This is a genomic window from Edwardsiella ictaluri ATCC 33202 (assembly GCF_000264785.1).
In the GTDB taxonomy this organism is placed as follows: Bacteria; Pseudomonadota; Gammaproteobacteria; order Enterobacterales; family Enterobacteriaceae; genus Edwardsiella; species Edwardsiella ictaluri.
In genome coordinates, this window is the sequence record NZ_AFJI01000056.1 from 96,520 (window position 1) to 110,425 (window position 13,906).

Consider the following 13,906-nt stretch of genomic DNA (forward strand, 5'->3'; position numbering starts at 1 on the left):
GACAGCGCCAGCACCGCATCAGGGCACGGGCTAGAGCAGTAGCCTCAGCATGCGGCGCAACGGCTCGGCGGCACCCCACAGCAGCTGGTCGCCCACGGTAAAGGCGGACAGATACTGTGGCCCCATGTTCAGCTTGCGCAGACGGCCGACCGGTGTAGCCAGGGTTCCGGTGACGGCAGCCGGCGTCAGCTCACGCATGCTCAGCTCGCGATCGTTGGGGATCACCCGCACCCACTCGTTATGGCGGGCCAGCAGCTGCTCCACCTCAGGAATGGCGATATCGCGCTTCAGTTTAACGGTAAAGGCCTGGCTATGGCAGCGCAGGGCACCGACCCGGACGCATAGACCATCGATCGGAATCGTCTGGGGGCTCGCCAGGATCTTATTGGTTTCGGCCTGCCCCTTCCACTCCTCACGGCTCTGACCGTTATCCAGTGCCTTGTCTATCCACGGGATCAGGCTACCGGCCAGCGGAACGCCAAAGTTATCCGTCGGCAGGGTACCGTTACGCATCAGATCGGTGACCTGGCGCTCAATATCCAGGATTGCGCTGGCCGGGTTTTCCAGCGCTGGGGCCACCTGGCCGTGCAGCATCCCCATCTGGGTCAGCAGTTCGCGCATATGGCGGGCACCGCCGCCGGAGGCGGCCTGATAGGTGGCGACGGAGACCCACTCCACCAGATCGGCGGCGAACAGTCCGCCCAGAGACATCAGCATCAGGCTGACGGTACAGTTGCCGCCAACAAAGGTTTTAACGCCGTTCTCCAGGCCACGATCGATCACCGCGCGGTTGACTGGATCAAGGATAATGATGGCATCATCCTGCATCCGCAGCGCAGAGGCGGCATCGATCCAGTAACCCTGCCAGCCCGCCGCCCGCAGCCGCGGGTAGACGGCGTGGGTGTAATCGCCACCCTGGCAGGTGATGATAATATCCAGGGCCTTGAGCGCGTCGATATCGGAGGCATCCTGCAGCGTGCCGCCGTGACCGCCGAACGTCGGCGCAGGCTGGCCATGCTGCGAGGTTGAAAAAAAGAGCGGGCGGATAGCGTCGAAGTCGCGCTCTTCGCTCATGCGTTGCATAAGCACCGAGCCAACCATGCCGCGCCAGCCGATAAAACCAACGTTTTTCATATGCACTCCTGCCTTGGATGGTGACGAGTTACGGATCGGCCGCCGCGCGTCAGTGCGGCGCGCAACGGCGTGATAATCCTCAAACTTACAAGATGTGCCGCGATGCGCAAGTGAATTTATTCGATGACGGCGGTGGGATCGGCGCGCGGGACTCATAATGGCGGTGCGCCGTGCCGCAGGGGGAGAGCTCCCCGCAGGACACTTTTTATGCCACAATAGCCCGCTGTAACGGCGCACCGCGCTACCCTTATTTTCCTGCGCGATACCATGACAATGACACCGATGTCTTCCATGATCCACGGCTGGCTGACGCGTGAGCGTGGCTTTGCTGCGTTTACGACCGGACCGCTGCTGAACTTTTGGCAGCGGCGCCGGGAGGCCGAATTCTGCGGCGTTGACGGCATTGCGATCCGCTACGTGGCCTTTTGCGATGCACGGCACACCCGCGCAATACTGATCGCCCCGGGGCGCATTGAAAGCTATATGAAATATCCGGAGCTGGCCTACGATCTGTTTGTGAGCGGCTATGACGTGGTGATCATCGACCACCGCGGCCAGGGAACTTCCGAACGGATGCTGAACGACCCACACCGCGGTCACGTGGAGCGCTTCGACGACTACGTGGATGATCTGCAGCAGTTGTGGCAGCGTGAGCTGCTGGCGCGCCCCTATCGGCAGCGTTTTTTACTGGCGCATTCGATGGGTGGTGCTATCAGCGCCCTGTTTCTGGCCCGCCGCCCCGCGGGGCTGACCGCCGCGGCGCTGTGTGCGCCGATGACCGGGATCCGTCTGCCGCTGCCGCGCTGGCTGGCGAAGGGCATCCTGACCTGGGCCGCGCGCCGCCGTGAGCGGCGCACCCGCTATGCCTTGGGCACAGGCTACTGGCGCCCCCTGCCATTTATGGTTAACGAACTCACGCACAGCCGGGTGCGGTATCGTCGTTTTTTGCGCTATTATTCTGACTATCCACGGCTGCAGGTGGGTGGGCCGACCTATCAGTGGGTCGCCGAAAGCTTGGCCGCTGCTGAACGGGTCCAGCGCGTGGCGCCGGAGATCGTCACGCCGCTGCTGCTGCTGCAGGCCGCAGAGGATCGCGTGGTGGATAATGCGTCACAGCTGCGTTTCTGTCAGACACTCGCTGCCGCCGGCAACGCCCCCTGGGGCGGCGCGCCGCTGGTCATCAAGGGCGCACGTCATGAGATCCTGTTTGAACGGGACAGCCAGCGTGCCGAAGCGATAACCGCTATCATGCTGTTTTTTAAACAATTTTATGAATCGTCGGCACCTATTGCCGCCAACCCCAGCTGAGGTTAGAACGTACTCTATGTATCATATCGTAGCTTCGGATATGGACGGCACCCTGCTGTCGCCCGCGCATACCCTGACCCCCTTTGCCCGGGAAACCCTGCGCCTGCTGACCCAGAAAGGGGTGCACTTCGTCTTCGCCACCGGACGTCACCATATCGATATCGCGCAGGTGCGCGACAGTCTGGGGATCAAGGCGTTTATGATCACCTCCAACGGTGCCCGGGTGCACGATCCGCTGGGTGAGCTTATCTTCAGTGATAATGTGGATCCCGATATCGCCCGCGATCTCTTCTCGATCGTGCACGATGACCCGCAGATCCTGACCAATGTTTACCGCAACGACGACTGGTTTATGAACCGTGAGGATCCCGCCCAGCGGGCGTTCTTCCAGGAGTCGGTGTTCCACTACCATGTCTTTGAGTCGGCGATGCTGCCGGCGGACGGCATCTGTAAGGTCTATTACACCTGCGCCGATCATGATCGGCTGCTGCCGCTGGAGAAGGCGATCAATGCCCGCTGGGGCGATCGGGTGAACGTCAGCTTCTCTCTGCCCACCTGTCTAGAGGTGATGGCCGGTGGGGTGTCGAAGGGACATGCGCTGGAGTTTGTGGCGCACCGTTTGGGCTATGGTCTGCAAGAGTGTATCGCCTTTGGCGACGGCATGAATGACATGGAGATGCTGAGCATGGCGGGCAAAGGGGGCATCATGGCCGATGCGCACCAGCGCCTGAAGGATCTGCTGCCGCAGATGGCGGTGATCGGCAGCAACGCGGACGATGCAGTGCCGCACTATCTGCGCAAGATGTACCTCTAAGCGCTATCGGGATGGCCGGGCGCGCTGCGCCCGGCGTTGAGTCTTACTCCCCGGGGAACAGGAAGGGGTTAAGACTGCTGCGGGCGAAGCCCGCCTCTTCCATTTTGGCATCCAGCAGCAGCGTGGCGAGATCGTCGGCCACGGCATCGACGCCGCTGTCTTTTTCTTGGTATAGGATTTTTAGATAGCTGCCGCAGTCGCCGCAGCTTTCGGCCTTCACCGCCGCCTGCTCGCTCTCCAGCGACCAATAGCTCAGGTCGCGGCTCTCCTCGCAGTTGCTGCACTTCACGCGCACCATATGCCATTCGCTTTCGCACAGACTGCAGTGCAGATAGCGCAGTCCGTTGCTACCGCCGATGTGAACGACACTGCTGACCGGCATGCTGCCGCACACCGGGCAAACGTGGCGCTGTTCGCCGTACTCCGCCTGTGCCCGTCCGGGCAGCTGGCTGGCCATTTGGGCCCAGTAAAGAGAGAGGGCGGCCCACAGGAACAGCGCCCTGTCGCTGCCGACGGCGGCGTAGTCGCCCGCCAGCAGGGCGCTGGCCAGCGCTTCGCGCTCACCGGCGGCGCACTTCTCCAGGCCCTCCAGCACCGGCAGGACGTGTACCGGCGCCTGGGGACGCAGCTCGGCGATGATGGCCAGCAGCAGCCGCTGCCAGTGGGGCGTCCGGGCGAAGGTTTGCGTCGCCAGTGGCGGGGTGCCGTTGGCGGCGGCGTTGGCGACGACCGGCGCCAGATCCAGCGTTAGCGGGTTATCGAACAGCGCCTGTTGCTGCGCGTCGGCCAGCGTGGCGGCAAAGCACAGGTAGTCGGTCAGCGGGTGTCCGTCTGCCAGCATACGCAGGCGCTCTGCGCGTTGGCTGTACAGTCGCTGCAGATTGGGCAGTAGTAGCGGGGCGATCGGTCCCAGTGCGCCTGAGCGGCTTTTGGCGTCGATCTGCTCCTGGGGATGAATTCGAATGCTCATAGGGTTTCGTCTGATGTGTTGTGAATACATCGCGGACTCCCGCCGCCCGGGGGACGACGGGAGTCCGCGACAGAATGGGGGATCAGCCCGGCTTTTTACCGGACTGGGCCTCCTTTTCTTCCACTCCTTCTAGCCAGCGCGGGTGGTGTTTTCTGGCCCAGCGACGGCTGACCTTGCCTTCCACCATCCCTTTGATCGAGCCTTTGACCCAAAATGCCATGTAGATATGGATCAGGATGGCATGGATCAGCACGATGGCGGCGACGGCGTGCAGCAGCAGCGAGTAGCGCACCAGCGGGATCGGGAAGCGGTCGGCGAAGTAGGGGCGCCAGATGATGATGCCGGTGATCAGCAGCACCAGGATCAGGCTCATGATGCTCCAGAACATCGCTTTCTGCCCCGGGTTATATTTACCCACGCGCGCCACCAGGTGCTCGTTGCCCTTCAGCACCTCAATGATCCCCTTAAACCAGGGAATATCCTGGCGTTCGAACAGGTTATGCCTTACGAAGCGGAAGAACATAACCAGCAGGGTAACAAAGATCAGCACGCCGAAGAAGGGGTGCAGAATCCGCCCCATCTGCGGTGTTCCGAAGGTTTCGGTCAGCCACTGTAGCGTGGGGAAGAACAGCGCTATCCCGGATAGCGCGACCAGGAAGAAGCAGATCACCACCGTCCAGTGACACGCCCGGTCAATAAACCGGGTGCGCAGGATCAGATTATTTTTGCTCATGGTGATTCTCCTCTGCATGTCCTTGCTTCTGGCTATGCTCCTGCCCGCCAGCGTTACCCCGCGGCGTATCGCCGTGATCGTCTGCGTCCTCCGTATTGGGGCCGACGGCGATGTAGTGGTACAGCAGCCCGATAAAGGTGGCGATGAAACCGGCAAAGGCGACCGGTTTGAGCACATCCTTCCACAGCGTGATGGGGGTATCGATATGCGGATCCTTCGGCAGCCCGTGGTACAGCTCGGGCCGGTCGGCGTGGTGCAGCACATACATCACGTGGGTGCCACCGACGCCCGGCGGATCGTACAGGCCGGCATCGGCGAAGCCGCGGCCCTGCAGCTCGCTGATGCGCTCGGCCGCCAGCGTCTTCATCGCCGCCTTGGTGCCAAAGTGGATGGCGCCGGTCGGGCAGGTTTTGACGCAGGCTGGCTCTTGGCCGACGGTGACGCGGTCGACGCACAGGGTGCACTTGTACACCCGTTTGTCTTCCGGATTCATGCGCGGCACATTGAACGGGCAGCCGGCGATGCAGTAGCCGCAGCCGATGCAGTGCTCGGACTGAAAGTCGACGATACCGTTGGCGTACTGGATGATGGCGCCTGCCGACGGACAGGCCTTCAGGCAGCCCGGATCGGCACAGTGCATGCAGCCATCCTTACGGATCAGCCACTCCAGCTTACCGTTCTCCTCGACCTCCGAGAAGCGCATCACCGTCCAGGACTTGGCGCTCAGATCGGCGGGGTTGTCATACACCCCGACGCAGTGTCCGACCTCATCCCGGATATCGTTCCACTCTGAACAGCCCACCTGACAGGCCTTACAGCCGACGCAGGTGGTCACGTCGATAAGCTTGGCCACTTCCTCCTGGTGATTGCGCCCGTTGGGGGGCGGCGTCAGGGAATTGGTGGCCGAACGCTTAATAATGTCTTGGGATTGCTGTGACATGGTTAGCCTCCGTTACACCTTTTCCACGTTAACCAGGAACGCCTTGAACTCCGGCGTCTGCGTATTGGCATCGCCGACAAACGGCGTCAGCGTGTTGGCCAGGAAGCCGGGACGCGCCACGCCAAGGTAGCCCCAGTGGATCGGGATCCCGATGGTATCGACCGCCTTACCGTTGACCTGCAGGGTGCGGATACGCTTGGTCACTACCGCCTTGGCTTTGATATAGCCGCGGTTGGAGCTGACCTTCACCGTATCCCCGTTGGCAATGCCCTTGCTGCTGGCCAGATGCTCACCGATTTCGATGAATTGCTCCGGCTGGATGATCGCATTCAACAGCGCATGCTTGGTCCAGTAGTGGAAGTGCTCGGTTAGACGGTACGTGGTGCCGACGTAGGGGAACTGCTCCGCCTTGCCCATCTGCGCCAGATCGTCTTTAAAGACGCGTGCCGCCGGGTTGGATACCACGTTGGGGTGCAGCGGGTTGGTGCCCAGCGGGGTTTCGAACGGCTCATAGTGCTCCGGGAACGGGCCTTCGGCCATTTTGTCGATGGCGAACAGGCGCCCCATCCCCTCTGGCTGCATGATGAACGGCCCGACGCCGCTGTTGGGCGGGGCATTGCTGTAGTCCGGGATATCGATGCCAATCCACTTGGCGCCGTCCCAGTGCAGCAGCTCGCGCTTGGGATCCCAAGGTTTCCCCGACGGATCCGCCGACGCGCGGTTATACAGGATACGGCGGTTCAGCGGCCAGGCCCAGGCCCAGCCCAGGGTATTGCCCAGGCCGGAGGGGTCGCTGTTGTCGCGGCGCGCCATCTGGTTGCCCTCTTCGGTCCAGCTCCCGGCGAAGATCCAGCAGCCGCTGGCGGTGCTGCCGTTATCACGCAGCTGAGCGAAGGAGCTGAGCTGCTGTCCCTTCCTGACGATCACGGCGCCGCTGACCGGATCGGTCAGATCGGCCAATGCCCGGCCATTGTTCTCCCGGGCCACCTCTTCCGGATGCGGGTTTTCCGGCGTCAGGTAGTCCCAGGACATGTTGAGCACCGCCTCCGGCAGCGCACCGCCTTCTTTGGTGTACATCTCGCGCAGACGCAGGAAGATCCCGGAGAGGATCTCGCCGTCGCTACGGGCGATCCCCGGTGCATCGGCGCCTTTCCAGTGCCACTGCAACCAGCGGCCAGAGTTGACGATGGAGCCGTTCTCTTCGGCGAAGCAGGTGGAGGGCAGGCGGAAGACTTCGGTCTGGATCGTGGTCGGATCGACCGCGTTCAGCTCACCGTGATTCTGCCAGAAGCTGGCAGTTTCCGTATTCAGTGGATCGATGGTTACCAGAAACTTCAGCTTGGAGAGAGAGTCGACCACCTTGTTCTTGTTCGGGAACGAGGCGACTGGGTTAAATCCCTGACAGATATAACCGTTGACCTTACCCTGCGACATCATCTCAAAGTACTGCAGGACGTCGTAGCTTTTGTCCCACTTGGGCAGCCAGTCAAATCCCCAGCTGTTTTGCGCCTGCGCCTTATCGCCATAGAAGGACTTCATCAGGCTGACGAAGAACTTGGGCGTATTCCCCCAATAGTTGACCTGGCCGGGCAGGGTCGGTTTCGGGGTGGTGGCGGCCAGGTAGCTGGTCAGGTCGGTCTGCTGCTCTGACGGCAGGCTCATATAGCCCGGCAGGCTGGTCGACAGCAGCCCCAGATCCGTCAGCCCCTGAATGTTAGAGTGGCCGCGCAGCGCATTGACGCCGCCGCCCGCCATCCCCATGTTGCCCAGCAGCAGCTGGATCATCGCCATGGTGCGGATGTTCTGGGCGCCGACCGTATGCTGGGTCCAGCCCAGAGCGTACAGGAAGGAGGTGGTCTTATCCGGCGCGCTGGTCTCCGCGATGTATTCACAGACCTTCAGGAAGTCAGCGCGGGGGGTGCCGCACAGGTTTTCGACCACCTCTGGGGTGTAGCGTGATACGTGAGTTCGCAGCAGATTCCATACGCAACGAGGATCCTGCAGGGTATCATCACGCTTGGCGAAGCCCTGTTCGTCAAGCTGGTAGTTCCAGCTACTCTTGTCGTAACGGCGCTTCTCGGCGTCGTAGCCGCTGAACAGGCCATCCTCAAAGGCAAAGTCCTCACGCACCAGCAGGCTGGCGTTGGTGTAGTTCTTCACATACTCGGCGTTGATCTTGTGGTTATCGATCAGATAGAGCAGCACCCCGGAGAGGAAGGCGATATCGGTACCCGAGCGGATCGGGGTATAGAAATCGGCCACAGAGGCGGTGCGGGTAAAGCGCGGATCGATAACGATCAGCTTGGCGTTGTTATGGATCTTGGCTTCCATCGCCCAGCGGAAGCCGACCGGGTGGGCTTCGGCGGCGTTACCGCCCATCACCACTATCAGGTTGGCGTTCTTGATGTCGACCCAGTGGTTGGTCATGGCACCGCGACCAAATGTTGGAGCAAGACTTGCTACCGTTGGTCCGTGTCAGACACGTGCTTGGTTATCGACTGCCAGCATCCCCAGCGCCCGGCTGAACTTTTGGGTCAGATAGCCGGTTTCGTTGCTGGAGGCCGAGGCGCACAGCATCCCGGTACTCAGCCAGCGGTTGACGGTGACGCCCTGGGCGTTGGTGGCGATAAAGTGGGCATCGCGGTCCTGTTTGATCAGGCGGGCGATGCGGGTAAAGGCCTCATCCCAGCTGAGGCGCTGCCAGACGTTGGAGCCGGGTGCGCGGTATTCCGGATACTGCAGCCGGGATTCACTGTGGATAAAATCGATGAGACCGGCGCCCTTCGGACACAGCGCGCCGCGGTTTACTGGATGATCCGGATCCCCTTCGATATGAAAAATACTCTCCTTTGCGTTTTTGGCTCCATCCCCCAGGCTGTACATCAACAGCCCACAGCCCACGGAACAGTATGTACAGGTATTACGGGTTTCTTTGGCGCGCAGTAGCTTGTACTGCCGGGTTTGTGCCAAAGCCAGCGACGGGGCGAAGCCCAGCACTGCTGCCGTTGTTCCTGCCATACCGCCAGCGCAGATCCTGAAGAATTGTCTTCTGCTGACTTGCATGGATTGCTCCTCAAATAACCACATTGTTTGTTGAACAACGCCGGCGGGTCCGATGCTGCCGGTGTGTTTCCTTTTCATTGTTTGTTATTGCGTATCGCTTTTTTGGGTATTATTTCCCTAATCGCAGTGTACCATGAAAGTATATCAAAATGTTAATGAGAGGTTTTAATACAGGGTGCGTTTTGCTAGGAAAATGCACTTTTTTTAGCTCATTTTTTCCATTTTTGCCATGTGATTCAAATTATTGAGTTGCCATTTCGGTCGTACTGCGCTATGCGGCGGTCATGTTGGTGAAAAGTGATCGCCATGGATATATAGGCAGGCGGGGGATTCTGGATTTTTTCCTTGTCGGTCAATTTGATGGGAATAGCAGGTGAATAAGAGAACGTCTCTAATGTCGCAGAGCGTGTGCGGCGCGACGACCGTTCCGGTCTGGCCACGTACCGAGCCGAGTGAGCAGCGGCCAGACTGGGTCGCCAATGAAGTTCCGGTCGCGCTGGTCTATAACGGTATTTCTCACGTGGTGATGATGGCATCACCCAAGGAGCTGGAGGCGTTTGCCCTGGGCTTCTCCCTGTCAGAGGGGATCATCCGTTCGCCGCAGGATATCTACGGCATGGAGGTTCAGACGGCCTGTCATGGGCTAGAGGTTCAGATAGAGCTTTCCAGCCGTTGTTTTATGGCGTTGAAGGAACGTCGTCGCTCGCTGGCTGGCCGAACCGGTTGCGGTGTGTGCGGTGTGGAGCAGATTGGCGATGCGCTGCGCCCGCTGGCGCCGTTGCCGTTTCGCCAGCGTTTCGATCTGGCTGTGCTGGACGGTGCGCTGGCGCGCCTGCGTGAGGTGCAGAGCATCGGTAACCTGACTGGCTGTACCCACGCCGCCGCATGGCTTGACGGCAAGGGCGTGCTGCAGGGTGGCTGCGAGGACGTGGGGCGTCATGTGGCATTGGATAAGCTGTTGGGCCTGCGTGCTCGCCAGCCTGGGTGGCAGGCCGGCGCGGCACTGGTCTCCAGCCGCGCCAGCTATGAAATGGTACAGAAGGCGGCGATGTGTGGGGTGGAGATCCTGTTCGCCGTCTCCGCGGCGACCACGCTGGCCATTGAAGTGGCTGAGCGCTGCAATCTGACGCTGGTGGGGTTCTGCCGTCCCGGAAAGGGAACTATTTTTACCCATCCCCAGCGTCTGCGCGCTGTCTGAGTTATGACCGCATGCAGCGGTTTTCTCCGCAGCCGTTGCCCGCTATAGTGGCGGTTGGAAAATCCTTTACCCCTAATCTGGAGCTATCGTCATGCGCTATCCCGAAGTCTACGTTGGTCGCTGTGCACCTTTTATCGGCGGTAAAAGCAGCGCTATCGTTAAGCGCCAGATGACCGATACCCTGGCGCTGCTGCGTCTGGGTCTGGCCGGGGATGAACAGGCGGAATCGCAGGTACACGGCGGCGCCGATCGGGCGCTGTGTCACTATCCGCGCGAGCACTATGATTACTGGCGACAGACCTATCCTCAGCAGGCGGAGCGCTTTGAGGCCGCGGTCTTCGGTGAAAACCTGTCGACCATCGGGATGGATGAGACGTCGGTCTTTATCGGCGATATTTATCGTTGGGGCGAGGCGCTGATTCAGGTGACTCAGCCGCGCTCTCCCTGCTACAAGCTGAATCAGATGATGGAGTTAGGCGATCTCTCCCTGCACATGCAGCAAAGCGGCCGCTGTGGCTGGCTGTACCGCGTCGTGGCGGAAGGGCGGGTTGGCGATCGCTGCCCGCTGGAGCTGGTGTCGTGCAACGGCGATATCAGCGTGGCGCAGTGTATCGCCATTGTTTTCCACATGCCGTTCGATGAAGCGGAGTACCGCCGCTTGCTGGCCTGCGCCGGGCTCTCCGCCAGCTGGTGCAAGACATTGCAGAATCGCCTACTGCACGGGCGCATTGAAGATATGAACCGGCGTTTGTTCGGGCGGGGGTAGCGCCGGCCCCGTGGAATGCAGGTCGGCGGCGGTGGATCAGAGATACAGGGAGCGGACGATCAGAAAGTGTCCGACGAAGTAGCCGAAGGCGATGAGAGCACCGGCGGCGCGGAAGTGAGTGCGGAAGCGGTCGATAAGCCAGACGGCATTGGCCAGTAGCAGCAACCAGGCACCGAGCAGCAGGGAGAACCCCTGATCGTCACCGCGGGTGAAGTACTGGGCACCGGCGATCCATACCATCACCAGCATCATCGCCACGTAGGTGGTCACGGGCCAGCGCAGGGTCTCCAGAGGTCCCCAGATGATGGCCAGCAGCAGCACACCGATGGCCAGCAGGATCAGCAGCGGCGGCCAGTACAGGGTCAGGGTCATGGCGCTGGCAAAGCTGATGGTATACAGCAGCTGGGAGAGAAACAGCGCACCGATGGCATACAGCATCCGTTCACGCGGCAGCAGCAGCAGGGCGTCCGCCGCCAGGGTGGCCAGCAGGCCCAGCAGAATGAAATAGCCGCCGGGTCCCAGATGTGGTGCGTTCCAACCCAGCATCAGCAGCAGTAGCAGGGTCAGGGGTTTAAATAGCCAGCGTTGCCAGCCAGGACCTCGGTAACTGGCGTCGACGTACAGCCAGCCGGAAAATAGAACCGCCAGAAATGCCCAACTCATGCAGCCTCCTAACCTAGGGTGTGGGGATCGGCGCCACGCGCCAAAGAGTCCATGTTCTGAGTGTAGGGGATGGCGTCGGGGGCGACAATGGTTTCCCGCTGCCGATGCAAAGGCGATGCTCCCTATGTTAGGCTGTGGGCGCGCCCGTCGGGCGATTGTGTTAAATGTCTTAACGGAGGAGTCGACGCCGTATCATGTCCAGTCAGCCGCTATACCGTATCCAGTTCATGAATAACGGAAAAAACTATCAGCTGTACGTGCGGGAAATCATACAGAGTCCGTTGTTTGGCTTTATTGAGATCGCGGATTTCGTCTTTGGCAGCCACGGCTCGCTGCTGGTCGATCCGAGTGAAGAGAAGCTGAAGAGCGAGTTCGCCGGGGTAACGCGCAGCTATATCCCGATTCAGGCGGTGATCCGTATCGATGCCGTGACCGAGCGCGGCAGCGCCCGCATTTCTGATCTGGCTGATAATGTGGCGGTATTTCCGCTATTTAACGGGAAGAAGTCCTGATGGAGCGCACGCCGCTGTTTTTTATCATCGTGGTGGCCGCGATCGTGCTGCTGGCGACCCAGCGCTTTGTTCAGCAGCGGCGCCAGGATGCCGCCAACGATGCCGCGCCACTGCAGATCCTGCGGGTGACTCTGACGGAGAAGCGCGCGCTGCCGTCGCCGCTGCGCTCGCGCCAGCGGGAGGAGATCGTCGCTGAAACGGTACGCTATACGCTGCTGTTCAGCGGCGAGGGCGGGGGTGCACCGCTGCGCTTTACGTTGCCCGGGCGTGACTGCGCTGTGCTGAGACCGGGAGTGCAGGGAACCCTGCGCGTACAGGGTAGCCGGTTTATCGACTTTACGCCGGATGCTGCCTGAGCGGTATCCGTTTACTTTTTTTGGCGCGGCGGTTGTTTCTTTTGCCAGGCGAGCAGCTCGAATACGCCGAACAGAAAGATGCGCAGTTCCAACCAAAAGCCGAGCTTGCGCTGTTCCAGCGGTAGGGTGCTCTTCAGCATGGTGACCTGCAGGCCGTGCATCAGCACCATAAAGACCATCGCTACGTTGACGAAGATGTTCAGCGGGCGCGGAAATGCGTGCAGCAGGTTGGCCAGCATGAATCCCCATACACCCAGCATCAGCAGGCGGCCGATATTAATCCACATGGTTGTCTCCCTCGTTTTGCTCTGTTACCTGGCGCCGGTATAGCCGGTAGGCGACCTGTCCGGCGACCTTTTCACGCTGTAACGCCCAGCTGGCCGGAGTGGCCAGGGCAGGGCTGTCAGCCTCACACTCGACATAAATCCAGGCGTCCGCCGCCAGCCAGCCGTTCTGCTCCAGCAGTGTCAGCGTGTCGTTCAGCAGCCCCTTGCGAAAGGGCGGATCGAGAAATACCACCTGATACGGTGTTCCCCTTTGCGCCAGGAAGCGCAGTGTATCGGTATGGATCACCTCAAGCTGGGGGGCGTTGAGCAGGGCCGCGTTTTTGCGCAGCCCCGCTGCCACGAGGCGATCGGCCTCCAGCAGGGTCGCGCGTGCTGCATAGCGTGAGACGGCTTCAAACCCCAAGGCGCCGCTGCCGGCGAAGGCATCCAGACACTGGGTATCGTGCAGGATCGGTGCCAGCCAGTTGAACAGGGTTTCACGTACCCGGTCGGTGGTGGGGCGGAGGCCCGGGCTGTCCGGCACCGGCAGTTTGCGGCCGCGCCACTGTCCGGCGATGATGCGGATCTGGCCGCAGGATTGTGCGTGAGGTTTTTTTGCCATGTAATCTGTTAGTGTCGTTGGGGAAACAGTGAGTGGAGTCAGACGGATGTCTGTCCTACGTTCGCCCGCTATCGGAGTCGGCGGCAAAGTGGATGCGAGCACGGCGTAGGCCGTAACATACGGTTTAATGGCCTGCTCTGCCGCTTTCACCATGTGCGCTGGCCAAAAATGCCGCCTGCGGTATTCTCGGACGCAGGCCAAACACAGCCTAATCCTTTATTGATTGAAATGCCACCCGAAACCCGGTTACATCCATGTTGCGAGCGATGGTTAAGTGATAAACTCAGTCTTTGATATTTTTTAAACCGAATTGGTGTCTCTCGCCGCGCGGCCTTGCCCGCGCCAGCTAACGGCGGGAGTTCGCTTATAGCCTTGATTTGAGGCGGGAGTAGAGTCGTAAGATGGCAAAAGATAAGAAACGTGGATTTTTCTCCTGGCTGGGATTTGGCCGACAGCAGGAAGATCAGCCTCAGGAGCACGCACCCGAGCAGGTGCTGGATCGCGAGCCCGAGCAGGCAGTTCCTGCCGCCGATCCCGCGTCTGTTTCCAAACCTTGCGCAG

The 13,906-nt window shown here is 60.6% G+C and carries 14 protein-coding genes; 6 read left to right on the forward strand and 8 right to left on the reverse strand.

Annotated elements, in window-relative coordinates:
• Nucleotides 1-30: 30 nt before the first annotated feature.
• Complete coding sequence (gene asd, locus EIEH_RS08495; RefSeq protein WP_015872886.1) at nt 31-1,134, reverse strand: aspartate-semialdehyde dehydrogenase; 1,104 nt, start codon at nt 1,132-1,134, stop codon at nt 31-33.
• Between the two features lie 282 nt (nt 1,135-1,416).
• On the opposite strand from asd, the gene pldB reads away from it, so the two are divergent.
• A complete protein-coding gene (gene pldB / locus EIEH_RS08500; protein ID WP_015872885.1) occupies nt 1,417-2,442 on the forward strand; it encodes a lysophospholipase L2 in 1,026 nt (341 codons plus the stop codon).
• A 16-nt stretch (nt 2,443-2,458) separates the two neighbouring features.
• On the forward strand, nt 2,459-3,256 hold the full coding sequence (gene yigL / locus EIEH_RS08505) for a sugar/pyridoxal phosphate phosphatase YigL (RefSeq protein WP_015872884.1): 798 nt from the start codon (nt 2,459-2,461) through the stop codon (nt 3,254-3,256).
• Between the two features lie 43 nt (nt 3,257-3,299).
• On the opposite strand, the gene fdhE is transcribed toward yigL, so the two are convergent.
• From fdhE to fdnG, 4 genes are all read right to left on the reverse strand, one after another.
• Nucleotides 3,300-4,226 (reverse strand): formate dehydrogenase accessory protein FdhE, encoded by a 927-nt coding sequence (fdhE, locus tag EIEH_RS08510; RefSeq protein WP_015872883.1) that lies wholly within the window; start codon nt 4,224-4,226, stop codon nt 3,300-3,302.
• An 82-nt stretch (nt 4,227-4,308) separates the two neighbouring features.
• Nucleotides 4,309-4,959: a formate dehydrogenase-N subunit gamma gene (gene fdnI / locus EIEH_RS08515; RefSeq protein WP_015872882.1), complete on the reverse strand. Its 651-nt coding sequence runs from the start codon at nt 4,957-4,959 to the stop codon at nt 4,309-4,311.
• Nucleotides 4,946-5,899 (reverse strand): formate dehydrogenase subunit beta, encoded by a 954-nt coding sequence (gene fdxH / locus EIEH_RS08520; protein WP_015872881.1) that lies wholly within the window; start codon nt 5,897-5,899, stop codon nt 4,946-4,948. Before fdxH ends, fdnI begins: the two co-directional genes overlap by 14 nt.
• 12 nt (nt 5,900-5,911) lie before the next feature.
• Nucleotides 5,912-8,962 carry a formate dehydrogenase-N subunit alpha gene (gene fdnG, locus EIEH_RS08525; RefSeq protein WP_107775216.1) on the reverse strand — a complete coding sequence of 1,017 codons (3,051 nt, stop codon included), beginning with the start codon at nt 8,960-8,962 and terminating at the stop codon, nt 5,912-5,914.
• Nucleotides 8,963-9,356: 394 nt separating this feature from the next.
• Here fdnG and fdhD point away from each other — a divergent pair, with 394 nt between their 5' ends.
• Entirely contained in the window at nt 9,357-10,160 is an 804-nt protein-coding gene (gene fdhD / locus EIEH_RS08535) for a formate dehydrogenase accessory sulfurtransferase FdhD (RefSeq protein WP_050977419.1), read from the forward strand.
• Between the two features lie 91 nt (nt 10,161-10,251).
• A complete protein-coding gene (gene yiiM, locus EIEH_RS08540) occupies nt 10,252-10,926 on the forward strand; it encodes a 6-hydroxyaminopurine reductase (protein WP_015872877.1) in 675 nt (224 codons plus the stop codon).
• Between the two features lie 36 nt (nt 10,927-10,962).
• Here the strand turns inward: yiiM and EIEH_RS08545 are convergent, their stop codons facing one another.
• On the reverse strand, nt 10,963-11,589 hold the full coding sequence (locus EIEH_RS08545; protein ID WP_015872876.1) for a lysoplasmalogenase: 627 nt from the start codon (nt 11,587-11,589) through the stop codon (nt 10,963-10,965).
• A 194-nt stretch (nt 11,590-11,783) separates the two neighbouring features.
• Between EIEH_RS08545 and EIEH_RS08550 the strand changes: the two genes are divergently transcribed.
• Nucleotides 11,784-12,101 (forward strand): DUF1820 family protein, encoded by a 318-nt coding sequence (locus tag EIEH_RS08550; RefSeq protein WP_015872875.1) that lies wholly within the window; start codon nt 11,784-11,786, stop codon nt 12,099-12,101.
• The gene (locus EIEH_RS08555) at nt 12,101-12,457 is read left to right on the forward strand and encodes a DUF2500 domain-containing protein (protein ID WP_015872874.1); all 357 of its coding nucleotides are present in this window, start codon (nt 12,101-12,103) and stop codon (nt 12,455-12,457) included. Before EIEH_RS08550 ends, EIEH_RS08555 begins: the two co-directional genes overlap by 1 nt.
• Nucleotides 12,458-12,468: 11 nt before the next feature.
• Here the strand turns inward: EIEH_RS08555 and EIEH_RS08560 are convergent, their stop codons facing one another.
• A complete protein-coding gene (locus EIEH_RS08560; protein ID WP_015872873.1) occupies nt 12,469-12,744 on the reverse strand; it encodes a DUF1145 family protein in 276 nt (91 codons plus the stop codon).
• The gene (rsmD, locus tag EIEH_RS08565; protein ID WP_015872872.1) at nt 12,734-13,345 is read right to left on the reverse strand and encodes a 16S rRNA (guanine(966)-N(2))-methyltransferase; all 612 of its coding nucleotides are present in this window, start codon (nt 13,343-13,345) and stop codon (nt 12,734-12,736) included. Before rsmD ends, EIEH_RS08560 begins: the two co-directional genes overlap by 11 nt.
• Nucleotides 13,346-13,906: the final 561 nt, after the last annotated feature.